The following is a 22,267-nucleotide window of genomic DNA, read 5'->3' as shown; positions in this document are numbered from 1 at the left end:
TATGCCGGAACACGGGGGATGGAAGAGGCAGTCAGTCCTCTCCGCGCACCAGATTCCACTCGCCGTCCGGCTCGTGATCGGGCCCGGCCGGCTCCCCGGTGCCGCGCCGCGCGGGACGGCAGGTGCGGATCCTGCCCTTGACCTCGCGTTTGGTCTCGGCCGGGTGGGGCGATGGTGCGGTGACGGTCACGGTCGCTCCTTTTCTCGAACTTTTTCGGTCATATTCCGTCGAATTGTTTTGTGGACATCTCAGTAGACGCCCCTGGACGGCCAATGCGCGGTGCGCGATCCGCGCGGTCGGCCGAGCGTGCCGGTTGCGGGTACCCCGGGGGACGCGGGTCAACCGAGAGGGCCACCGTGCGCGGTCGTCGCGCGCCGGTGCGCCCGGCGGCGGGTTCGGCAGGTTTGGCGGTGCCGGATCCGGCTACCCGCTCCTGCCGAGCCGCACGACCCGTGGAAGGGAGCCGCGCCGTGACCCCCCTGGCGAAGCACGCGAACCCCCGCGCCGAGCAGACCCCGGGCGCGGCGCCCGGGCCGGCGGACGAACCGTCCAAGGACGCCCTCGTGCGCTATCTGGAGGACCGCTTCGCCTGCACCCAGTCCTGCACCGAGTGCGCCCGCGCCTGCGCGATGCGGGTGAGCTCCGCCGACCGGGCGGGCGTCGCCGCCGGGGCGCGGGGTCCGGCCCGCCCGCCGGCCGCGGGCGCCGACCCGGACGCCGGCGGCCGGACGCCCCAGGAGCCGCGGCGCACCCTGCTGCTCTGCGTCGAGATCTGCGACGCGACCTGCCGGCTCCTGTCGGAGGAGGCGCTGCGCGACGAGTACGCCCTGCGCCTCCAGGTCGAGTGGTGCCGCGCGGTCGCCCTGGAGTGCGCGCACGCCTGCGACCGGATGCCGGACGGCGAGGACTGCGCGCGGCGGTGCCGGGCGTGCGCGCGTGCCTGCTCCGACTTCCTGGCGACGCTGGGCTGAGGGCCGGGTCCAGGTGGGGCCGTCCCCGCCATTCACAATTTCTGGAACGGGTTCTACTGTGTGCGCCGTCGGACCATGCCTGAAAGACCGTCAGGCGCCGCCCAGATGACCGCCAGGAGGGGCCGTGCACCTCGAATACACGCCTGAGCAGCAGCAGTTGCGCACCGAGCTGCGCGCCTACTTCGCCGAGCTCGTGCCCGACAACGCCTATGCCCGTTACGAGGACCCGGCCGCCCAGAAGCGCTTCTACCGGGAGACCGTGCGCCGCCTCGGCTCCGACGGCTGGCTCGGAGTGGGCTGGCCCAAGGAGTACGGCGGACGCGGCCTGACCCCGATGGAACAGTTCATCTTCTTCGACGAGGCCGCCCAGGCGGGCGTGCCGCTGCCGCTGATGGCGCTCAACACCGTCGGCCCGACGATCATGCAGTTCGGCACGGACGAGCAGAAGGAGTTCTTCCTGCCGAAGATCCTCGCCGGGGAGATCGACTTCGCCATCGGCTACAGCGAGCCGGACGCGGGCACCGACCTGGCCGCGCTGAAGACGAAGGCGGTCCGCGACGGCGACGAGACCACCGGCCACTACACGGTGAACGGCCAGAAGATCTGGACGACCAACGGCGACACCGCCGACTGGGTCTGGCTCGCCGTGCGCACCGCCTTCGACGATCCGGCCGCCCCGCCCCACAAGGGCATCACCATGCTGCTGGTCCCGACGTCCGACCCCGGCTACTCCTGCACCGTCATCAACACCCTCGCCTCGCACGACACCACGGCGAGCTACTACGAGAACATCCGGGTGCCCGCCGCGCGCCGGGTCGGCGAGGAGAACAAGGGCTGGCGCCTGATCACCAACCAGCTCAACCACGAACGCGTCACCCTCGCCGCCCACGGCACCATGGCCATCCGCGCCCTGCACGACGTCCAGCGCTGGGCCATGGACACCAAGCTCGCCGACGGGCGCCGCGTCATCGACCTCGGCTGGGTCAGGAAGCGCCTCGCGCAGACCCACACCAGGCTGGACGCGATGAAGCTCCTCAACTGGCAGATGGTGAACGCCGTCCAGCAGGGCACCCTCATGCCGCAGGACGCCTCCGCCGTGAAGGTCTACGGCTCCGAGGCGCGCCGCGACGCCTACGCGTGGCTGATGGAGGTGGTGGGCGCCGCCGGGGCACTGAAGGAGGGGAGCGCCGGCGCCGTCCTCCACGGCGAACTGGAGCGCGGCTACCGGTCGGCCGTCATCTTCACCTTCGGCGGCGGCAACAACGAGATCCAGCGCGAGATCATCTCCTGGATCGGTCTGGGGATGCCCCGGGTGCGCCGCTGACCGGCGTTTCGACCGGCGGCGGACCGATTCCCGTGAACTCTTCGATGCAGAAGGGGATTTCGGGGTACCGGGGCGGCATGGTGCCGAAGACCGAAGTTCTCATGTCCCTGCGGGCCCTACGACAACTGCGCCGGACGCGCGGCTTCTACCTGGCGGGCGTGCTGCTGTGGACCACCGCGGCGGCCTGGACCGGATTCGTGCGTCCGGGCAGTCGGCAGATGTGGGTCTCGCTCCTCCTCGCGGTCGTCTTCGCCGGCCTGCTCGGGACCGCCTCCGTCTGGCTGCGCCGGCTGCGAGCAGCCCGACCGCAGAAGCCGGTCCACCACGCGGCGGCGCGACGCACCGCCGTCGCGGGGTGAGTCCGCCCGGCGACCGGACCCCGTGAAGCAAGGGGTCGGCCCTCCTTCGAGGTCCGACCCCTCGTGCCGAGTCGTTCGCAGAGCTCGGGCCCCGCTCGTCACATCCGAAGCAGCAGCCGCACGCGCAGCCCCTGAGACGACGTGGACGACACGTCCAGCTTGTCCGCGACCGAGGCGGCGATCGTCCACGCCCAGCCGTCCGTGAGCGCCGCCTCGACCTGCTCACCCTGGGGCTGAGGCGCATACGCGAAGCTCAGGTCGACCCAGTCGTCACCGGTACGCGCGGTCACGGAGGACACGTCGATCCCGTGGCGCTGCGCCGCGGAGACGAGTTCCGAGACCGCGAGCAGGGCGTCGGAGCGAGCCGACGGTGAGCAGGACGGCAGGGTGTCGAGCAGGCGGTCCAGCGCCTCCTTCGCCTCCGCGGCGTCGGCCGGCCGCCCGGTGAGCACATGGTCCGTGAGTGGCGCTGTCAAACCTTCTCCTGCTGTCATGCCTTCTCCTCGGGTACCCCTCCGCCGGATCGGCGGAAAGTCGTCACGTCCCTCGTGACCTGAGCCGGGAACTCCAAACGCCGTGACAGGCCGGAAGGCCGTCCGGACCTGCCACGAAGCGCCGCCGCGCCACCTGGCGGCCGGGCGGGACGCGGCCCCCTCCTCCTCGCCGTGCCGACCGGACAATCACACGACGCACACAGGAGGTACAAACGGGTTGAGCGGGCATACGGCGCTTCTGAGCAGCGATCGCGAGATCCCTCCGATCCGTCAGAACGACCCCTGGGGGAACCCGATGCCAGCCGTCATACCGGACCGACCGGCCGACCACGCGAGACCGCGTGTACGCACCGCTCCCGAGCCCGCACCGCGGGCCGCCGCGCGGATCACCGTGCTGACGGCCGTGCAGACGGCGCTGATGATCGGGCTCGGACTGCTGATCACCGGGCCGGCCCACGCGCTGTGGCCCCTCTCGCACGAGGACGGCGTGGACGAGGGACTTGAAGGCATACGCACTTCGGCCCTCAACTCCGTCTCCTTCGTCGCGTCCGAGGCCGGGAACACCCTCACCGTCATCATCGGCACGGTGGCCGTCTGTCTGGGACTCGTACTGATCCCGCACCGGCGGCGCTGGCGCGAGGCGCTCTTCCTGGCCACCGGTGTGGCGCTTCAGGCGCTGGTGTTCCTGCTGATCACCCTCGCCGTCGACCGGCGCCGGCCCGACGTCGAACGGCTCGACGACTCTCCACCCACCTCCAGTTACACCTCCGGGCACACGGGTGCGGCCACCGCGCTGTACGCGGGCCTCGCCGTCCTCGCGTTCTCGCGGATCCGGGGCCCCTGGCGCAAGGTCCTCGGCGGTGTCCTGCTGCTGATCCCGGTGCTCGTGGCCGCCGCGCGGCTGTACCGCGGCATGCACCACCCGACCGACGTCCTCGGTGGCATGCTCAACGGAACCCTGTCGCTGCTGATCGTCGGCAGCGCGTTCCTCACCCGCGACACGCCCCGCACATCGGCGCGGGACGGTTCCCCGGACACCCCCGCCCCGGCCGGCGGCGGACAGCGACGCGGGACGGCCGTCGTCGTGTACAACCCGTTGTCCGCGAACGCGGGCACCCTCGACACCGTACGAAGCGTCCTGTCGCGGCACGGATGCGCCGACGCCCGCCTCGTCGCGACCACCGCCGACGACCCCGGACACGGCCAGTGCGCCGCCGCCCGGGACGCGGGAGCCTCCCTCGTCGTGGTCTGCGGCGGCGACGGCACCGTGCAGGCCGCGGCCGACGCCCTGGCCGACAGCGACGTACGCCTCGCCATCGTCCCCTGCGGCACCGGCAATCTGCTCGCCCGCAACCTCCAGCTGCCGCTGAACCCGGCCAAGGCCCTCGACCGGGCGCTCGCCGGGACACCGCGCCGGATCGACCTCGGCCGCGTCGACGGCGACGACCTCCCCGCCACGCACTTCACCGCCATGTCCGGCGCCGGACTCGACGCGTCCGTCATGAACGCCACCGGAGAGCGCGCCAAGGCGGTGATGGGCTGGTTCGCGTACGCCTTGGCCGTCCTGCGCAACCTGCGCGCGCCGCGCACGGGAGTGACGGTCCGTCTGGACGGGAAGCCGGCCGTGCGCCGCACCGCCCGCATGGTCCTGGTCGCCAACGTCGGCACCCTCCAGGGCGGCGTCTGCCTCGTCCCCGAGGCCCGGCCCGACGACGGCGAGCTCAACCTGCTGATCCTCGACCCGCACGGCTTCCGGGGCTGGCTGCGAGCCCTGATCGCGCTGATGCGCAAGGCCCCCTGCGAGGAACCCCGGGTCACCTCCGCCGCCCACCCGATCGAGTACTTCACCTTCCGGCGGGCCACGGTGGAGTTCGACGCGCCGCAACCGCGCGAGATCGACGGAGACCCCGTCGCCCCGGGACGACTCCTACGGGCGGAGGCACGCCCCGGTGCGCTCACCGTGATGCTCCCGAGCGGAGGCAACTGACGTGGGAACCGCGACCCGCGTACCGACGACGCGCGACATGGTCGGCGAGGAACTGTCCGGGGACGAGGCGCTCGCCACGCTCCGCCGCTACGGCCGCTGGCCGCTGCTGCGCGACGCGTTCATGCGCTTCCGCTACGCCGACGGGTTCAGCCACTCCCGCGCCCTCGCCCTGCAGACCGTCCTGTCGGTCGTCCCCCTGTCCATCGCCTTCGTCGGACTGTCCACGGCCGTGCACACCGAGAGCATCGGACAGATGGCCGAACTCGCCATCCACCGCATCTCCCAGGGCCCCAGCGCCGAGGTCGTCGAGGACGCGCTCGACCGCAGCCGCCGGCACGCCGGGGACGGCAATCAGCTCGCCCTCTGGTTCGGTCTGATCTTCTCCCTGGTCAACGTCACCACGGCCATGTGCCAGGTGGAACGCGGCGCCAATCGCATCTACGGCTGCGAGCGCGACCGGCCCTTCACCCAGAAGTACACCCGCGGCCTGCTGATGGCGCTGACCGCGGGCGTACCGCTCGGCCTCGGGTTCGTGACGGCGGTGGCGGGCGACGACCTCTTCGCGGCGGCCGCCACCGTCTACCACCTCGGCGACACCGCCTCGACGGCCTGGAACCTGCTCCGCTGGCCCCTCGGCCTGCTCCTGGCGCTGCTCTCGGCCAGCGTCATCTTCCGAGGCGCTCCGCGACGCGTCCAACCCGGATACACCTGGCTGGCCTTCGGCGCGGCCGTCTACCTGGTCCTGTGGTCCGCGCTGACCTTCGCCCTGAGCATGTACCTGAACCTCAGCGGCTCCTTCGACACCGTCTACGGCCCGCTCAGCGCGTTCATGTCCCTGCTGCTCTGGGCCTACCTCACCTCGATCGCCCTGTTCCTCGGGCTCTCCTTCGCCGCACAACTCGAAGCCGTACGAGGACAGCGGCCCGACCCGATCCAACCCGACCCGGGAGTCTGAACCATGGTGGTGCGCGCCGGCGCCCGTCGTCTCCAACAGCACCGTCGCCGAATCGCCGACCGTCGCTTCGCTCTGCGTCTGGCGGGAGCCGCGGTCGTCGCAGCCCTCGCGACCGCGCCGTTCGCCCTGCTGGTCGTGCTCGTCGAGAAACAGTGGACGCCACTGCACCGCATCGACGAGAGCGCCGCCCGGCGCCTGCACTCCCTGGCCACGGACCACCCGGCGTGGACCGATACCCTGCGCGTGCTCTCCGACTGGGTCTGGGATCCGCTGACGCTGCGCGGCGCGGTACTGGTGGCCACGGTGTGGCTCCTGTACCGGCGCGCGTGGCGGCTTGCCGCCTGGTCCGCGACGACGGCGGTGACCGGCGGCCTGATCGGACTCTGGGCCAAGCTCCTGGTCGAACGCGCCCGGCCGTCGCTTGCCGACCCGGTGGCCCACGCCCCCGGCTACTCCTTCCCCTCCGGCCACGCGATGACCGCGGCCACCTCGTGCGCCATCCTCCTGCTGATCGCACTCTCCGTCGTCCCGCGGCGCGGGCGGCCGGTCTGCTGGACGCTCGCCGTCCTCTCGGTCGTGGGCGTCGGGTTCACCCGCGTCGCCCTCGGAGTCCACTGGTTCAGCGACGTCGTGGGCGGCTGGCTCCTGGGAGTCGCCGTCGTCACCCTCACCACCTGGGCGTTCGAGGCATGGCGGACCGACGCCGGTCTGCGCGGCACCCCACCGTCGCAGGGCCTGGAGCCCGAACTGCGCACGGAGCGGCCGGAGGACCCGGCGACCCGGGCCGCCTGAGTACGCGTACTCAGCCCCCTGCGTCGCAGCGCCCTCCCGCGGGGCGGGTCCGTTCACCAGGATGGGACGGACCCGCCCCGCTCGGAAGGAGATCCTCATGGGCCGTCAACTGCACCTGCGCACCGCCGTCCCGGGCGACGCCGACTGGATCCACGACCTGCGGCACCGGGCGTACGCACGGGAGCCGGGACAGTACGCGGCGCGCCCGGACGGACGGCAGGGCGACGCGCCCGACGCCGACAACGTCTGTCTGGTCGTGACCCGCGGCGCCGTGCGGGTCGGCTTCGTGAGCGTGACGCCACCCTGGCTGGGCCGGTTCGGCCTCGACAGGTACCTGGAGCGCGACGAACTGCCGTTGCTGCGCGAGGCCGACACCTTCGAGGTGCGCATCCTCACCGTCGAACCCGGCGAGCGGGCGAGCGCCGTGGCGCCGCTGCTGATGTACGCGGCGCTGCGCTGGATCGCCTCCCGCGGCGGCCGGCACGTCGTCACGATGGGCCCGACCGGGGTGCTCGGACTCCACCTGACGGCGGGCCTGCGCCCCGCCGGGCGCACGGTGCACTGCGGAAAGACGACCTTCGAGGTGCTCACCGGCGCCGTCGACGCGCTGACCCGGCACGCGCTCGACCGCCACCCCGCCGCCCTGGAACGACTGCGGTCCACCGCACACTGGCGGCTCGACGTGCCGTTCGCCCCGGGCCCCGACGGCTGCGAGCACGACGGCGCCTCCTCCACCGCCGTCGGCACCGACTTCCGCAGCCCGCACCGGCGCCGCCGGATCGTCGCGGCCGATGTGCTGGACGCCTGGTTCCCGCCCGCGCCCGAGGTGAGCGCCGCCCTCACCGACGACCCCTCCTGGCCGGCCCGCACCTCACCACCGGCCGGCGCCGAGGGCCTGGTCGCGGAGATAGCCGCGGTGCGCAAACTGCCGGAGGACAGCATCTGCGTCGGCGCGGGCTCCTCCGACCTGATCCACCGGGCGTTCGGACAACTGCTCACCCCCGACAGCCTGGTGCTCCTCATCGACCCCGGCCACGGCGAGTACGCCCATGTCACCGAGCGGGTCATCGGCTGCCGCGTGGACCGGCTGCGGCTGCGCCGCGCCGACGACTGGCGCATCGACCCGCGGCGGCTCGCCGAGACCGTCGCCACCGGACACCACGACCTCGTGGTCGTCGTCAACCCGAACAACCCGACCGGACGCCACGCGTCCGCCGCCGAACTGCGCGCCGCGATCGACGCCGCGCCCGACGGCACCCGCTGGTGGATCGACGAGGCCTACCTGGGCTACGTGGAGCCCGACGACGCCGACGCCTCGCTCGTCTCCCTCGCCGCGACCGACCCCCGCGTCGTCGTCTGCACCTCCCTGTCCACGATGTACGCCCTGTCGGGCCTGCGGGCCGCCTACCTGGTGGCCGCTCCGGACACCGCGGCCCGCCTGCGCCGGTGGTCGCCGCCCTGGCCGGTGAGCCTGCCCGCGCAACGGGCCGCGGTCGCGGCGCTGGGCGAACCCGCCTACTACCGCGAACGCCGGCTCCAGACCCGGGCGCTGCGCCACCGGCTCGCCCTGGAACTCGCCGAACTGGACGAGGGCGTGCTCGTCGAGGAGGGCGTCGCGAACTTCGTCAACCTGACCCTGCCGGCCGGCGGACCGAGCGCCGCGCAGTTCGTCCACGCATGCCGCCGGCACGACGTCCATCTGCGCGACCTGTCCCCGCTGTCCGCGCTCTACGAGGGCCGCACCGTGCGGATCGCCGTCAAGGACGCCGCGGAGAACGCCCGCATCGTGGCCGCCTGCCAGGCCGCCCTCGACATGCTGGTGCCGCCCGTGCCGCTCCCGGGCGAACCGGCCCCCGGAACCGCGAGCTGATGGTCCGGTGGTGCGCGTCGCCGCGCGCCCGCGGGTACCCTGCGCCCATGCGTGACGACGCGGACCCCGGACTCTTCGGACCCGACTCGGTGACCTGGCAGGTCCACTCCGATCCCATGATGTGGATCGCCGGCATCCGCGCCCTGTACCTCCAGGCGCTGCACCCCCGCGCCGTGCGCGGCGTGATGCAGAATTCGGACTTCCGGCGCGACGCCTGGGGCCGCCTGATGCGCACGGCGGGCTTCGTCGGCACCACGACGTACGGCACCACCGAGGCGGCGGAGAAGGCCGGGGCGCGCGTGCGCGGCATCCACCGCCGGCTCACCGCCACCGACCCCGGCACGGGGGAGCGGTACGGCGTCGACGAACCCGAACTGCTGCTGTGGGTGCACTGCGCGGAGATCGACTCCTATCTGCACGTCGCGCGCCGCTCCGGCTTCCGCCTCACCGACCCGCAGGCGGACCGCTACATCGCCGAACACCGCACCAGCGCCCGCCTCGTCGGCCTCGATCCCGACGCCGTCCCCGCCGACCGGGCGCGGCTGAGGGCCTACTTCGAGACGGTGCGCCCCGCCCTGGCCGCGGGCGCCGAGGCCCGTACCGTCGACGACTTCCTGCAACGCCCGCCCACGCCCACGCTGTTGAAACCCGCGCGCGACGTGCTCTGGCGGCGCGTGGCGAACCTCGCCTACGCCTCCCTGCCGCCGTACGCCCACACGCTGTACGGCCGACCCGCCCCCGCACCGGCCGTCGTCACCCGTCGCCTGCGCGCCACCGGCACCGTCCTGCGCCGGATTCCCGACCGTGTGCGCTGGCAACTGCCGCCCAAACACATCCTGCGGGCCATGGCCAGACTCGGCCCCGAGGCACGCCCGGCCCCGTACAAAGTCGACAGATGGGTAGCCATACTGGACTGAGACCCTGCCCTGGGGAGGGCGCGGGAGCGAGGCTACGGGGGCGATGGCGGACGATGCCGGAGATGGGGGAGACCCGCGACGTCAGGCTGATCCACGGGCGCTACCGCCTGCTGGACCGGATCGGCCGGGGCGGCATGGGCGAGGTGTGGCGGGCGCGGGACGAGTCGCTGGGCAGGCACGTCGCCGTGAAGTGCCTCAAGCCGCTCGGACAGCAGCGCGACCCGTCCTTCATGCGGGTCCTGCGGGAGCGCTTCCGCAGAGAGGCCAGGGTGGCCGCCGGACTCCAGCACCGGGGCATCACCGTCGTGCACGACTTCGGCGAGTACGAGGGCATCCTCTATCTCGTGATGGAGCTCCTGGAGGGCAAGAACCTCAGCCAGCTCCTGGAGGAGAACCGGCACCATCCGCTCGCCGTGGACGATGTCGTCGACGTCGCCGAGCAGATCGCCGCCGCGCTCGCCTACACCCATGAACAGGACATCGTCCACCGCGACCTGAAACCGGCGAACATCGTCCGGCTCACCGACGGCACCGCCAAGATCTGCGACTTCGGCATCGCCCGGCTCGGCCACGACATCGGCTTCACCGCCCGGCTCACCGGCACCGGCATCGCCATGGGCACCCCGCACTACATGTCGCCCGAGCAGATCGGCGGCACACAGGTCGACGAGCGCAGCGACCTGTACTCCCTGGGCTGCGTCCTGTACGAGATCGCCACCGGCGCGCCCCCCTTCGACCTCGACGACGCCTGGGCCGTGCTCGTCGGCCACCGCGACACCGAGCCCGAGCCGCCGCGCAGCCACCGCCCCGACCTGCCCGCGTACGTCGACCGGATCATCCTCGACCTGCTCGCCAAGGAACCCGACGAACGGCCGCGCGACGCACGCGAGGTGGGCCGGCGCATCGCGGCGGGACGGACTGGATACGTCCCCACCGTGCGGGCCGCGCAGATCGTGCCGTACCCCGCGACACAGGTGGTGCGCTCGCCACAACCCCGGCACGAACCGCGGAACCCGCAGGAGCCGCGGCTGCCGTCCTGGACCCGCGGCATGACCACCGGCCACAAGGCCACCGGCGGCTCGGGACTGCGCGTCACCCCGCCGGACAGCGCGGCCGGCCTCTCCGGCGAATGGATTCCGCGCCCCGCCGGGCCCGCGACGACCGGCCCGGACCCGGCCGAACGCCCGGCGCCGGCACCCGAGTTGCTGGCGTCGCTCCTCTCCCGGCACCACGCGGGGCTCAGCCTCGGCCGGGCCGGCCGCTGGGCCGAGGCCGGCGAGGTGCACCGGGCCGTCGCCGCCGCACGCGAGGGCGCGCTCGGCCCCGACCACCCCGACACCCTCGCCAGCCGCTACGAGGCCGCCTTCAGCCTCAGTCGCACCGGCCGGGCCACGGACGCGCTGCGCGAGTACCGGCGCGTGGTGGAGGGCCGGGCCCGGGTGCTCGGCGCCGAACACCCGGACACGCTGGGCGCCCGGCAGGAAGTGGCGTACGTGCTCGGCAAGTTGGGACGGCATCCCGAGGCGCACCAGGCGTACACCGAGGTCCTCGCGGCCCGGGAGCGCGCGATGGGCCCCGATCACCCCGACACCCTGCGCTGCCGGCACAACCTCGCCTTCAACCTCAGCCGGTTGGGCCGTCTCGAGGAGTCGTACCGGATGGCGAGCCAGGTGGCGCAGGCCCGTGCCCGTGTCCTCGGCCCCGACCATCCCGACACCCTCGTCACGCGCTGCGAAGTCGGCTACACCCTGGGGCAGTTGGGCCGCTGGAGCGACGCCCTGCAGACCTATCGCGAGGTCGCCGCGGCCCGCGCGGAGACGCTCGGGCCCGCCCATCCCGACACACTCGCCGCCCGCTACGAGGTCGGCATCGGCCTCGGCCGCCTCGGCCGCAGCGCCGAAGCCCTCGTTCTCTACCGCGACCTGATCGACGACCGCACCCGCGTCAGCGGCCCCGACAACCCCGAGACGCTGCGCGCCCGGCACGGTCTCGGTGTCAATCTCGGCCGGCTGGCCCGCTGGGAGGAGGCCCTGGCCGAGGCCCGGGACGTCCGCGCGATCCGTGAGCGGGTGCTCGGCCCCGACCACGTCGACACCCTCGTCAGCCGCCGCGAGGTCGCGGTCGGTCTGGGCTGGCTCGGCCGCTGGCGGGACGCGCTCATCGAGTACCGCGGGGTGGCGGACGCCCGGGAACGGGTCCTGGGCGAGACCCACCCCGACACCCTGGCCAGCCGCAACGACGAGGCCCACTGCCTGGAGCAACTGGGCCGCGGCGCGGAGGCGACGGAGCTGTACGGAAGGGTGGCGGCCCAGCGGCGGCGTGGCTAGACCGTGCCGTCTTCCGGACGGCCCGGGCCGGAGCGCGCACCCTGGCCGTCCCGGACACCGGCGTGCTACCAAGAGCCATGCTCACCCGGACCGACGCAGTCATCGTCGGCGGCGGCCACAACGCCCTGGTCGCCGCCGCCTACCTCGCCCGCGCAGGCCGCACCGTCACCGTCCTCGAACGGCTCGGCGCCACCGGTGGCGCCGCCGTCTCCACACGCCCCTTCACCGGCGTGGACGCCCGCCTGTCCCGCTACTCCTACCTGGTCAGCCTCCTGCCGAAGAAGATCGTGCGGGACCTGGACCTCGACTTCGCCGTCCGCCCCCGTACGGTCTCCTCGTACACCCCCACCGTCCGCGACGGCCGCGCCACCGGCCTCCTGGTCGGCGGCGGCGCCGACCGCACGCGCGCCTCGTTCGCCCGTCTCACCGGCACGGACCGCGCGTACGAGGCCTGGAACCGTTTCTACGCGACGACCCGGCACGCCGCCGAACGGATCTTCCCCACGCTCACCGAGCCGCTGCCCACCCGCAAGGAGTTGCGGACCCGCGTCGCGGACGCCGCCGCCTGGCGGCTGCTCTTCGACGAGCCCATCGGCGTCGGCATCGAGGAGCACTTCAGCGACGACCTGGTGCGCGGTGTCGTCCTCACGGACGCGCTCATCGGCACGTTCGCCGACGCCCACGACCCGGGCCTGGCCCAGAACCGCTGCTTCCTCATGCTGCTGGAGCGGCTGCCCCGGCTCAAGGACACCTCCGTCGACCCGCGCGAGGCGTTCGCCGGAACCTTCCATGTCGCCGAGGGATACGGCCAGTTGGCGACGGCCCACGCCGAGGCGGCGGCCGGCTCGCTGCCGAGCGCGCCGCCCTCGGAGATCTACTGCCACAGCCTCACCGACCCCACGATCCTCGGTCCGGACCTCGCCGCGCGGGGCTACCAGACGCTCACCCTCTTTGGGCTGCACACTCCGGCCCGGCTGTTCACCGAGGACAACGACACCGCCCGCGCCGCCCTGCTCAAGGCCACCCTCGCCCAGCTCGACCACCACCTCGCCGAACCGCTGGAGGACTGTCTGGCCGAGGACGCCGAGGGCCGCCCCTGCATCGAGGCGAAGACCCCGCTCGACCTCGAACGGGAGCTGCGGCTGCCCGGCGGCAACATCTTCCACCGGGAGCTCTCCTTCCCGTACGCCCAGGAGGGCACGGGCCGCTGGGGCGTCGAGACCGCGCACGCCAACGTCCTGCTGTGCGGCGCGGGCGCGGTCCGCGGCGGCGGGGTCAGCGGCGTTCCCGGGCACAACGCGGCCATGGCGGTGCTCGGCCGCTGACCCCGCCCGCGAACCGGGTGCCGGGTCAGTCCCGGGAGGGCGACCAGCCCAGCGCCTCGATCTGTGCCGTGTCCGCCGGCCGGGCCTCGTCGAAGGCGACGCGGCGGCCGTCGGTGACCCGGATGCCGTCCACGTACACCCCGCGGCCGACGTACAGCTGATCCGTCGTGTACCGCCACCGCACGCGCACGGACGCGGGGTCGAAGCCGCCGAGGTCCGCCTCCAGGCGGTGCCAGGCGCGGTTCGCGTAGCCGTCCGCGGAGCCCGCGGGGTGGGCGCCGGTGCGGTCCGTCGTGAAGGGGAGGGCCTTCCAGGCCGCGCCGCCGTCCGTCGACACCTCCAGGAACACGAAGTCGGAGTGCGGTTCGGTGTCCCACCACAGGGAGCAGGTCAGTCGGGCGTCCGGCGAGGTCAGGCGCAGGTCCGGCAGGGTCAGCGTCGCTGTCGTGGCGCTCGCCGTACCGGCGAACCAGGCCGTGCGGCCGTGCGCGGGACGGACCGCGACCGCCCGCGCCATGTTCGTGCCCGCGGCGACCCGGGGAGCGGAGCCGGACCGCCAGTTGCGCACGGGATGCACGGAGTTGCCGAGCATGATGAGGAACGAGTCGGTCGTCGGGTCCAGGACGATCGACGTCCCGGTGAAGCCGGTGTGGCCCGCGGTGCGCGGAGTGGCCATCGCGCCCATGTACCAGTGCTGGTAGAGCTCGAAGCCGAGGCCGTGCTCGTCGCCGGGGAACGCCTGGTTGAAGTCGGTGAACATCAGCTCCACGGACTTCGCGGAGAGGATGCGCGCGCCGCCGTACACACCGCCGTTGAGCAGGGTGCGGCCGAGGACCGCCAGATCCCAGGCGGTGGAGAAGACACCGGCGTGGCCCGCGACGCCGCCGAGCCCGTAGGCGTTCTCGTCGTGCACCTCGCCCCACACCAGACCGCGGTCCAGACCCGACCAGGGCGCGCGTGCGTCCTCGGTCGCCGCGACCTTCGGCTTCCACTCCGCCGGCGGGTTGTAGCGGGTACGGGTCATGCCCAGCGGGCCGGTGACGCGTTCGCGCAGCAGCACGTCGAGCGTCGTGCCGGTGAGCTTCTCCAGGACGAGCTGGAGCGAGATCAGGTTCAGGTCGGAGTAGAGGTAGGCGGTGCCCGGTGGGTTGAGCGGCGCCTCGTTCCAGATCAGCCGGAGCTGCCCCTCCCGGGTCGGCTCCTTGTACAGCGGGATCCAGGAGCGGAAACCCGAGGTGTGCGTCAGCAGTTGACGGATCGTCACGTCTTGCTTGCCCGCGCCCGCGAAGTCCGGCAAGTAGGAGGCGACCTTCGCCTCCAGCTCCAGCCCGCCGCGCTCGATCTCCTGCACGGCGAGGATCGAGGTGAAGAGCTTGGAGACCGACGCCAGGTCGAAGACGGTGTCCTCGGCCATGTCGATCTGCTCGGCGGCGGGGAACTCCACTCCGGTGTCGGTCGCCTCGTCGTAGTGCGCGTACCGCACCGCCTTGCCGATCGGCTGGTGCAGCGCCACCGTGCCGCCGCGCCCCGCGAGCAGCACCGCGCCCGCGTACCACGGGTGCTTGGGCGAGGGGTCGAGGAACTTCTCGGCGTCCGCGACCAGTTGACGCAGATGGCCGGCGAGCAGTCCCGCGCGTTCGGGGGAGCCGTGGCGCAGGGTCGGGCGCCGCTTGCGTTCCGCGGCCGCGGCGGGCCCCGCGGGGAACGGCGCGAGGGCGAGCGCCCCGCCCAGCGCGAGGGCCGCGGCGCCGAGTCCGCGCCGGGTGAGTCCGGCCCGTGATCTGTCCTGGTCCCCTGAGCTCATCAACAGCCTCCTGAAAGTATCTTTCGGGATCCACCACGACGGATGAAAGATTCATGTCAGGACTGCCCCGTGTCAACCACCGGGGCCCGTGCCCACCCTGTAAAGAATCTGACGCTGCATCAGAAAACCTCTTCCGTCGTCCGGTTGGCTGCGGCATCCTGCGCGCATGCAGACGGAGCTGAGCAAGAAACTGGGGATCGAGCACGCCGTCTTCGGCTTCACACCGTTTCCCGCGGTGGCCGCGGCCATCAGCAGGGCCGGAGGTCTCGGCGTCCTCGGCGCGGTCCGCTACACGGCACCCGACGAACTCCAGCGCGACCTCGACTGGCTGCACGAACACGCCGGCGGCAGACCGTACGGCCTCGATGTCGTCATGCCCGCCAAGAAGGTCGAGGGCGTGACGGAGGCCGATGTCGAGGCCATGATCCCGGAGAGTCACCGGCAGTTCGTGACGGACACCCTCGCCAAGTACGGCGTGCCCGAACTCGCGCAGGGGGAGGCCTCCGGCTGGCGGATCACCGGCTGGATGGAACAGGTCGCCCGCAACCAGCTCGACGTCGCCTTCGACTACCCGATCAAGCTCCTCGCCAACGCGCTCGGCTCACCCCCGGCCGACGTCATCGCCCGCGCCCACGAGCACGACGTGCTGGTCGCCGCGCTCGCGGGCAGTGCCCGGCACGCCCGCAAGCACGCGGAGGCGGGCATCGACATCGTCGTCGCCCAGGGCTACGAGGCCGGCGGGCACACCGGCGAGATCGCCTCCATGGTGCTCACGCCCGAGGCCGTCGAGGCCGTGGACCCGCTGCCCGTCCTCGCCGCCGGTGGCATCGGCAGCGGGCAGCAGGTCGCCGCCGCGCTGGCGCTCGGCGCGCAGGGGGTCTGGCTCGGCTCGGTGTGGCTCACCACCACCGAGGCCGACATGCACTCCCCGGCCGTCACCCGCAAGCTGCTCGCCGCCGGGTCCGGGGACACCGTGCGCTCGCGCGCCCTCACCGGCAAGCCCGCGCGTCAGTTGCGGACCGAGTGGACCGACGCCTGGGACGACCCGGCCGGGCCCGGCACCCTGCCGATGCCATTGCAGGGGCTGCTCGTCGCCGAGGCGGTGTCCCGGATCCAGAAGTACGAGGTGGAGCCGTTGCTGGGGACGCCCGTCGGGCAGATCGTGGGCCGGATGAACGAGGAGCGCAGCGTCCAGGCCGTCTTCGACGAACTGACCCGCGACTTCGAGAAGGCCATCGACAGGATCAACCGGATCGCGGGGCGGTAACCCGTCTCCGGGTGCGGGCCGGCGGGGCTTCTCGCGCAGTTCCCCGCGCCCCTGAGGCATGCGCTGCGCGCAGCCTCCCCTGGGGGCGCACGGAGTGTGCCCTTCAGGGGCGCGGGGAACTGCGCGACCAGCCACGACGAGAGCCGCACCTCACCACGCCCCCCTCGCCACCCCAGAAGGGAAACGCACCCCATGCCCGACCAAACCCCCCCGAACGGCTTCTGGGCCCAGGCCACGGCGGCGCCGGACCGGATCGCGCTCATCGCCCCGGACGGCGAACAATGGACAGCGGCCCGCCTCCACGCGGCGGCCAACCAGATGGTCGCGGGCCTGCGCCAGGCGGGCCTGCGACGAGGAGACGCCTTCGCCGTCGTCCTCCCCAACGGCGTCGAGTTCTTCACCGCCCACCTGGCCGCCTCCCAGGCCGGCTTCTACCTCGTCCCGGTCAACCACCACCTCGTAGGACCGGAGATCGCCTGGATCGTCGCCGACTCCGGCGCCAAGGTCCTGATCGCCCACGAACGCTTCGCCGAGCAGGCCGGCGCCGCCGCCGACGAGGCCGGCCTCCCCGCCACCCACCGCTACGCCGTCGGGACCATCGACACCTTCCGCCCGTACGCCGAACTCCTCGACGGCCAGGACGACGCGCCCCCGGCCGACCGCACCCTCGGCTGGGTCATGAACTACACCTCCGGCACGACCGGCCGCCCGCGCGGCATCCGCCGCCCGCTGCCCGGCAAGCTCCCCGAGGAGACCTACCTCGGCGGCTTCCTCGGCATCTTCGGCATCAAGCCGTTCGACGACAACGTCCACCTGGTGTGCTCGCCGCTCTACCACACGGCCGTCCTCCAGTTCGCGGGAGCCGCCCTGCACATCGGCCACCCGCTGGTCCTCATGGACAAGTGGACGCCCGAGGAGATGCTCCGCGTCATCGACACCCACCGGTGCACGCACACGCACATGGTGCCGACACAGTTCCACCGGCTGCTCGCCCTGCCGCAGGAGACGAAGGACCGCTACGACGTGAGCAGCATGCGGCACGCGATCCACGGCGCCGCGCCCTGCCCCGACCACGTCAAGCGCGCGATGATCGACTGGTGGGGGACGTGTGTCGAGGAGTACTACGCGGCCAGCGAGGGCGGCGGCGCGTTCGCGACGGCCGAGGACTGGCTGAAGAAGCCGGGGACGGTCGGCAAGGCCTGGCCCATCAGCGAGCTGGCGGTCTTCGACGACGACGGCAACCGGCTCCCGGCCGGTGAACTCGGCACCGTCTACCTCAAGATGAACACCGGCGGATTCTCGTACCACAAGGACGAGGACAAGACGAAGAAGAACCGCATCGGCGACTTCTTCACCGTCGGCGACCTGGGCGTGATCGACGAGGACGGCTATCTCTTCCTGCGCGACCGCAAGATCGACATGATCATCTCGGGCGGCGTCAACATCTACCCCGCCGAGATCGAGTCCGCGCTCCTGACCCACCCCGCCGTCGCCGACGCGGCCGCCTTCGGGATCCCGCACGACGACTGGGGCGAGGAGGTCAAGGCCGTCGTCGAGGTCGCCGAGGGGCGCACCGCCGGTGACGCGCTCGCCGCCGAGATCCTGGCCCACTGCGAGACCCGGCTCGCCGGGTACAAGCGGCCCAAGAGCGTCGACTTCATCGAGACGATGCCCCGAGACCCGAACGGCAAGCTGTACAAGCGGCGGCTGCGGGACCCGTACTGGGAGGGACGGACCCGGGCCGTGTGACCCGGCCGCCCCTCCCGTCGGGGGTGCGCGGGATCAGCCGCGCACCCGCACCACCTTCAGCGCGGGCGACTTCCGGATGTCCTGCTCGCAGAAGCGTTCCGTGACCCACTTGCTCCGGGAGAAGAGCCGGGTCTGATCGCTGAAGTGCGCCGAGTGCGGGTTCGACGACTGGGAGTACGTGAGCAGCGTGCGCGCCACCGGGCAGCGCCCGCCGTCCCAGCCGACGGCCTGGATGTAGCTGGAGCCGTGCACGACCTCCGTGTAGCCGCCGCCCGCGGGGTTCCAGGTCGGCTCGACCTTGTTCCAGACGCCGAGCCCCTCCGTGCCGCCGTGCACCGGGATGCGCTGACCGGCACGCGTCACGAACTGGTGGTCGCCCAGCCGGGCGTCGAGCGGGATGTCCGCCGCCCGCAGTTCGGCCACCGTGTCCGCGAGCGCCGTGGCGAAGCCGGGCGCCTGCGTGTTGAGGGTGTTGGGCGTGCGCACGGGGTCCGCCGCGGAGAACGGCACCTGCCACAGCTGCGCCGCCGGGACCGCCGCCGTCAGCCTGCGCCAGAACCGGTCGAAGAGCAGTGCGCCCCGGCTGTCGGTGCTCATGGTGCGGTCCCAGTTCTTCAGGACCTCGCAGGCCGCGGAGACGTCGACGGGCTTTCCGTCGGTGCCGGTCGCGGTGGAGCCGGGCAGCGCGGCGCACGCCTTCGCGGTGTCCGCCGCCGCGAGATCCCCGGCCGGGACCCGGTCCGCGAACTGCTGCTTCTGCAGATCCGCGACCGTCAGGCGGCCCTTCCCGGCCATCGCCGCCACGTCCTCGACGGCGCCCCGGGTGCGCATCGAGCGCGGGGTGCCGACCGTCCCGAAGATCCGCTCGTACCCGGTCAGCGGCCGGTCGGCATTGGCCAGCCAGGCGCTGTCGTTGGAGTTCTCCGCGTACGGCGCGTCCTTGAGAACGGGCATCCTCGACGGACCGAAGACGCCCGGCTGCACGGCGTCCTTGTCGCTGCCCAGCGCGCAGTCGCCGCGCGAACCGTCCAGGACCGCGACGCCCGACGCCGGATACGTGGCCTTGCCGAGCGGCGTCGAGCAGCGGGCCGCCAGATCGTCGGTGATGCGCGGCAGCACCTGCGACTGGGTGAAGAGCGAGTGCCCCGCGGAGTCGGCGGCGATCGTGTTCACCCACGGAATGCCCTGCGTGCGGCGCAGCGATGTCAGCACGTCGTCCGTCGAGCGCGCCTTGCTGAAGCCGAGCGCCGTGTCGGAGGCCCGCATGTTCACGGCGTTCGGGTCGTTCAGCGCGTACGCCGTCGTGGCCGTCCAGGGCAGCGGCAGCGTCGGGCCGAGCGAGGTGACGACCGGCCCGTACCGCGTCCACCACTGGGTGCGCGTCACGTCCGCGCCGCCCTTCACGGGGACGGTCACGGTCCGCTTCGTCATCTTCTCCGGCGTGCCGTCCACCAGGTACGTGGTCGGGTCGGAGGCGTCGAGGGTGAGCTGGTGCAGATTGAGGGTGACACCGGTCGCGACCGTGTGGCTCCAGGCCACGTGCGCGTTGTGGCCAATCGAGATCGTCGTGGTGCCGAGCAACGAGCCGCCCATGACGTTCAGTTCACCGGGGATCGTCTGCTGCGACTGCCAGAAGCGCCGGCCGCCCTGCCACGGATAGTGCGGATTGCCGAGGAGCAGGCCGCGCCCGTTCGCCGTGGTCCTCCCGCTGAAGGCCACCGCGTTCGACCCCATGTCGGAGTCTTCCTGGCTGAACAACTCGCTCGCCGCACGGGCGAGTTTCCTCGTGTCCACGGTCGCGGTGCCGTGCTCCGGGGCCGTCGACGACGGCGGCTGCGCGGCCGTGATGCCGTCGATGCCCCGGCCCTGCCCGCCGAGCACCGAGATCGCGAACCCGCGCGCGGCGACGTCGAGTTCGGTCACCGGCCGCACCCAGTCCGCGCCCTTGCACGCGGGATCGGTGACGCGGTTCTGCTGCAGCCACGCGTTGTACCCCGCGGCCCAGCCCCGCATCGTGTCCTTCACGTCCTTGCTGGGGCCGGCCGGCGCGGGCGTGGCGAGCAGCTTCTCCACCGTCCGGGACTGCCGGACGCCCTTGAAGTACAGGTCGCTGGAGAGGTTCCCGGCCGCAGAGGAGAGCGAGCCGTCCGGTGCCGCGTCCGCGCCGAACCAGCGCGAGCGCTCACCGCGCAGCGTCACGAACCCGTCGGCGAGCGTGCACACCTGATCGGCGGCCTGCGCCCATCCGGTGCCGAAGCCGAGGTTCGTGTAGTCCTTGGCCTCGATGTGCGGAATGCCGTACTCGGTGTAGCGGATCGTGGCGGACAGGCCGCCGCCGTGCGGGCGCTCCGGGCGGTCGGCCGCCGCCGACGGCAGCGATGCCGCCGCCGTGAGGACGGTCAACAGGGCCGTGCCGACTGCCGCGAGGCGCCGTTGTCTCGGGCGGATGTGCATCGTGCTCCCAACTGTCGTGAGGGCAAGGGCGGTTGAGCGTACCAGCGGGTATGTCGGCTGCCGAGGGGTGGTGGCACGTGTCTTGACCTGGCGTCGGCCACCCCGCAGGATCACGCCATGACGAGGCCAGCACAGGCACAGAGGACACCGGCCGCGGCGGCGGCCGTCAGCACCGTCGACGGGGTGCTGCGGCGCAGCGCCCGCCGCACCCCCGCACGCGTCGCGCTGCGCTACGGGACGCGCTCATGGACGTACGCGGAGCTCGACGACGCCGTCTCCCGCGCGGCCGGGATCCTGCGTGGCCTCGGTCTCGCGCCCGGCGACCGGGTCGGCGCCTACGGGCACAACTCCGACGCGTACCTGATCGGATTCCTCGCCTGCTCCCGGGCCGGCCTCGTGCACGTCCCCGTCAACCAGAACCTCACCGGTGACGACCTCGCCTACATCGTGCGCCAGTCGGGGAGCGCGCTGGTGCTCACCGAGCCGGATCTCGCCGGGCACCTCCCGGACGGCGTCGGCACCCTGCTGCTGCGCGACGCGGACGGCTCGCTGCTGGACCGGCTGCCCGCCGCCGTTCCCTACGACGGCGACCCGCCCGACGCGGACGACCTCGTCCAGCTCCTCTACACGTCCGGGACGACGGCCCTGCCCAAGGGCGCGATGATGTCCCACCGCGCCCTGGTCCACGAGTACGTCAGCGCCGTCCACGCGCTGCACCTGGCGGAGACGGACCGCCCGGTGCACGCGCTGCCGCTCTACCACTCGGCGCAGATGCACGTCTTCCTGCTGCCCTACCTCGCGGTCGGCGCCACCAACACGCTCCTGGACGCGCCCGCCGCCGACCGGATCCTCGACCTGGTGGAGGCGGGCGAGGCGGACAGCCTGTTCGCGCCGCCGACCGTGTGGATCGGCCTGTCCCAGCACCCGGAGTTCGCGACCCGCGAGCTGAGCGGCCTGCGCAAGGCCTACTACGGCGCGTCGATCATGCCCGTGCCCGTCCTGGAGCGGCTGCGCGCGCGCCTGCCCGGGCTCGCCTTCTACAACTGCTTCGGGCAGAGCGAGATCGGCCCGCTCGCCTGCGTCCTCGGCCCCGACGAGCACGAGGGCCGGATGGACTCCTGCGGCCGGCCGGTGCTGTTCGTCGAGGCGAAGGTCGTCGACGAGGACGGCAAGGACGTGCCCGACGGCACCCCGGGTGAAGTCGTCTACCGCTCACCCCAGCTGTGCGACGGCTACTGGGACAAGCCGCAGGAGAGCGAAGAGGCCTTCCGGGACGGCTGGTTCCGGTCGGGCGACCTCGCCGTGCGCGACGGCGAGGGCTACTTCACCGTCGTCGACCGGGTGAAGGACGTCATCAACTCCGGCGGCGTCCTGGTCGCGTCCCGGCAGGTCGAGGACGCCCTGTACACCCACCCCGCGGTGGCCGAGACCGCCGTCGTCGGGCTGCCCGACGAGCGCTGGATCGAGGCGGTGACCGCCGTCGTGGTCCGCTCGGCGGAGGTGACCGAGGCCGAACTCCTCGCCCACGCACGCCAGAAGCTCGCCCACTTCAAGGCACCCAAGCGGATCGTGTTCGTCGACGAGCTGCCGCGCAACGCGAGCGGCAAGATCCTCAAGCGGGAGCTGCGCGACCGCTTCGGCGACTGACCCGGGGGAGTGCCTCCCTCTTTA

17 protein-coding genes are annotated in these 22,267 nt (G+C 72.7%); 13 read left to right on the top strand and 4 right to left on the bottom strand.

The genetic code is table 11. The features are described 5' to 3' along the window. Nucleotides 1-31: 31 nt before the first annotated feature. On the bottom strand, nt 32-190 hold the full coding sequence (locus ABII15_RS02185; RefSeq protein WP_353940524.1) for a hypothetical protein: 159 nt from the start codon (nt 188-190) through the stop codon (nt 32-34). A 281-nt stretch (nt 191-471) separates the two neighbouring features. Between ABII15_RS02185 and ABII15_RS02180 the strand changes: the two genes are divergently transcribed. The 3 genes from ABII15_RS02180 (at nt 472) to ABII15_RS02170 (ending at nt 2,655) form a co-directional block, all read left to right on the top strand. Then, nucleotides 472-972, top strand: a complete 501-nt coding sequence (locus ABII15_RS02180; RefSeq protein WP_353940523.1) for a ferredoxin — start codon at nt 472-474, stop codon at nt 970-972. Between the two features lie 124 nt (nt 973-1,096). After that, on the top strand, nt 1,097-2,296 hold the full coding sequence (locus ABII15_RS02175; protein ID WP_353940522.1) for an acyl-CoA dehydrogenase family protein: 1,200 nt from the start codon (nt 1,097-1,099) through the stop codon (nt 2,294-2,296). Between the two features lie 77 nt (nt 2,297-2,373). Next, nucleotides 2,374-2,655 (top strand): hypothetical protein, encoded by a 282-nt coding sequence (locus ABII15_RS02170; RefSeq protein ID WP_353940521.1) that lies wholly within the window; start codon nt 2,374-2,376, stop codon nt 2,653-2,655. 98 nt (nt 2,656-2,753) lie between these two features. On the opposite strand, the gene ABII15_RS02165 is transcribed toward ABII15_RS02170, so the two are convergent. Next, nucleotides 2,754-3,131 carry a hypothetical protein gene (locus ABII15_RS02165; protein ID WP_353940520.1) on the bottom strand — a complete coding sequence of 126 codons (378 nt, stop codon included), beginning with the start codon at nt 3,129-3,131 and terminating at the stop codon, nt 2,754-2,756. A 436-nt stretch (nt 3,132-3,567) separates the two neighbouring features. Between ABII15_RS02165 and ABII15_RS02160 the strand changes: the two genes are divergently transcribed. The 7 genes from ABII15_RS02160 (at nt 3,568) to ABII15_RS02130 (ending at nt 13,322) form a co-directional block, all read left to right on the top strand. Continuing rightward, nucleotides 3,568-5,136 carry a diacylglycerol kinase family protein gene (locus ABII15_RS02160; RefSeq protein WP_353946938.1) on the top strand — a complete coding sequence of 523 codons (1,569 nt, stop codon included), beginning with the start codon at nt 3,568-3,570 and terminating at the stop codon, nt 5,134-5,136. A gap of 1 nt (nt 5,137) precedes the next feature. After that, nucleotides 5,138-6,091, top strand: a complete 954-nt coding sequence (locus ABII15_RS02155; RefSeq protein WP_353940519.1) for a YihY/virulence factor BrkB family protein — start codon at nt 5,138-5,140, stop codon at nt 6,089-6,091. A 3-nt stretch (nt 6,092-6,094) separates the two neighbouring features. After that, complete coding sequence (locus ABII15_RS02150; protein ID WP_353940518.1) at nt 6,095-6,883, top strand: phosphatase PAP2 family protein; 789 nt, start codon at nt 6,095-6,097, stop codon at nt 6,881-6,883. Nucleotides 6,884-6,980: 97 nt separating this feature from the next. Beyond that, nucleotides 6,981-8,753, top strand: a complete 1,773-nt coding sequence (locus tag ABII15_RS02145; RefSeq protein ID WP_353940517.1) for a histidinol-phosphate transaminase — start codon at nt 6,981-6,983, stop codon at nt 8,751-8,753. Between the two features lie 47 nt (nt 8,754-8,800). Then, a complete protein-coding gene (locus ABII15_RS02140) occupies nt 8,801-9,670 on the top strand; it encodes an oxygenase MpaB family protein (RefSeq protein WP_353940516.1) in 870 nt (289 codons plus the stop codon). 62 nt (nt 9,671-9,732) lie between these two features. Beyond that, a complete protein-coding gene (locus ABII15_RS02135; RefSeq protein ID WP_353940515.1) occupies nt 9,733-11,997 on the top strand; it encodes a tetratricopeptide repeat protein in 2,265 nt (754 codons plus the stop codon). Between the two features lie 77 nt (nt 11,998-12,074). Then, entirely contained in the window at nt 12,075-13,322 is a 1,248-nt protein-coding gene (locus ABII15_RS02130; protein WP_353940514.1) for an NAD(P)-binding protein, read from the top strand. Nucleotides 13,323-13,347: 25 nt separating this feature from the next. Here the strand turns inward: ABII15_RS02130 and ABII15_RS02125 are convergent, their stop codons facing one another. Continuing rightward, on the bottom strand, nt 13,348-15,126 hold the full coding sequence (locus ABII15_RS02125) for a serine hydrolase (protein WP_353940513.1): 1,779 nt from the start codon (nt 15,124-15,126) through the stop codon (nt 13,348-13,350). A gap of 166 nt (nt 15,127-15,292) precedes the next feature. Here ABII15_RS02125 and ABII15_RS02120 point away from each other — a divergent pair, with 166 nt between their 5' ends. Continuing rightward, on the top strand, nt 15,293-16,393 hold the full coding sequence (locus ABII15_RS02120; protein ID WP_353940512.1) for a nitronate monooxygenase family protein: 1,101 nt from the start codon (nt 15,293-15,295) through the stop codon (nt 16,391-16,393). 192 nt (nt 16,394-16,585) lie between these two features. Continuing rightward, nucleotides 16,586-18,142 (top strand): acyl-CoA synthetase, encoded by a 1,557-nt coding sequence (locus tag ABII15_RS02115; RefSeq protein WP_353940511.1) that lies wholly within the window; start codon nt 16,586-16,588, stop codon nt 18,140-18,142. Nucleotides 18,143-18,175: 33 nt separating this feature from the next. Here the strand turns inward: ABII15_RS02115 and ABII15_RS02110 are convergent, their stop codons facing one another. Beyond that, nucleotides 18,176-20,596, bottom strand: a complete 2,421-nt coding sequence (locus ABII15_RS02110; RefSeq protein WP_353940510.1) for a penicillin acylase family protein — start codon at nt 20,594-20,596, stop codon at nt 18,176-18,178. Nucleotides 20,597-20,713: 117 nt separating this feature from the next. Between ABII15_RS02110 and ABII15_RS02105 the strand changes: the two genes are divergently transcribed. Then, the gene (locus ABII15_RS02105) at nt 20,714-22,243 is read left to right on the top strand and encodes an acyl-CoA synthetase (RefSeq protein WP_353940509.1); all 1,530 of its coding nucleotides are present in this window, start codon (nt 20,714-20,716) and stop codon (nt 22,241-22,243) included. Nucleotides 22,244-22,267 lie beyond the last annotated feature (24 nt).

This window comes from Streptomyces sp. HUAS MG91, from assembly GCF_040529335.1.
Taxonomy (GTDB): domain Bacteria; phylum Actinomycetota; class Actinomycetes; order Streptomycetales; family Streptomycetaceae; genus Streptomyces; species Streptomyces tabacisoli.
Note: the sequence above shows the minus strand (reverse complement) of the source record. Positions and strands in the feature narration are given on the sequence as shown.

Coding starts and splice junctions, on each gene's coding strand:
- ABII15_RS02115 (WP_353940511.1), top strand. CDS start 16,586: ATGCCCGACCAAACCCCCCCGAACGGCTTCTGGGCCCAGGCCACGGCG.
- ABII15_RS02145 (WP_353940517.1), top strand. CDS start 6,981: ATGGGCCGTCAACTGCACCTGCGCACCGCCGTCCCGGGCGACGCCGAC.
- ABII15_RS02170 (WP_353940521.1), top strand. CDS start 2,374: ATGGTGCCGAAGACCGAAGTTCTCATGTCCCTGCGGGCCCTACGACAA.
- ABII15_RS02105 (WP_353940509.1), top strand. CDS start 20,714: ATGACGAGGCCAGCACAGGCACAGAGGACACCGGCCGCGGCGGCGGCC.
- ABII15_RS02130 (WP_353940514.1), top strand. CDS start 12,075: ATGCTCACCCGGACCGACGCAGTCATCGTCGGCGGCGGCCACAACGCC.
- ABII15_RS02110 (WP_353940510.1), bottom strand. CDS start 20,596: ATGCACATCCGCCCGAGACAACGGCGCCTCGCGGCAGTCGGCACGGCC.
- ABII15_RS02135 (WP_353940515.1), top strand. CDS start 9,733: ATGGGGGAGACCCGCGACGTCAGGCTGATCCACGGGCGCTACCGCCTG.
- ABII15_RS02140 (WP_353940516.1), top strand. CDS start 8,801: ATGCGTGACGACGCGGACCCCGGACTCTTCGGACCCGACTCGGTGACC.
- ABII15_RS02160 (WP_353946938.1), top strand. CDS start 3,568: ATGATCGGGCTCGGACTGCTGATCACCGGGCCGGCCCACGCGCTGTGG.
- ABII15_RS02150 (WP_353940518.1), top strand. CDS start 6,095: ATGGTGGTGCGCGCCGGCGCCCGTCGTCTCCAACAGCACCGTCGCCGA.
- ABII15_RS02125 (WP_353940513.1), bottom strand. CDS start 15,126: ATGAGCTCAGGGGACCAGGACAGATCACGGGCCGGACTCACCCGGCGC.
- ABII15_RS02120 (WP_353940512.1), top strand. CDS start 15,293: ATGCAGACGGAGCTGAGCAAGAAACTGGGGATCGAGCACGCCGTCTTC.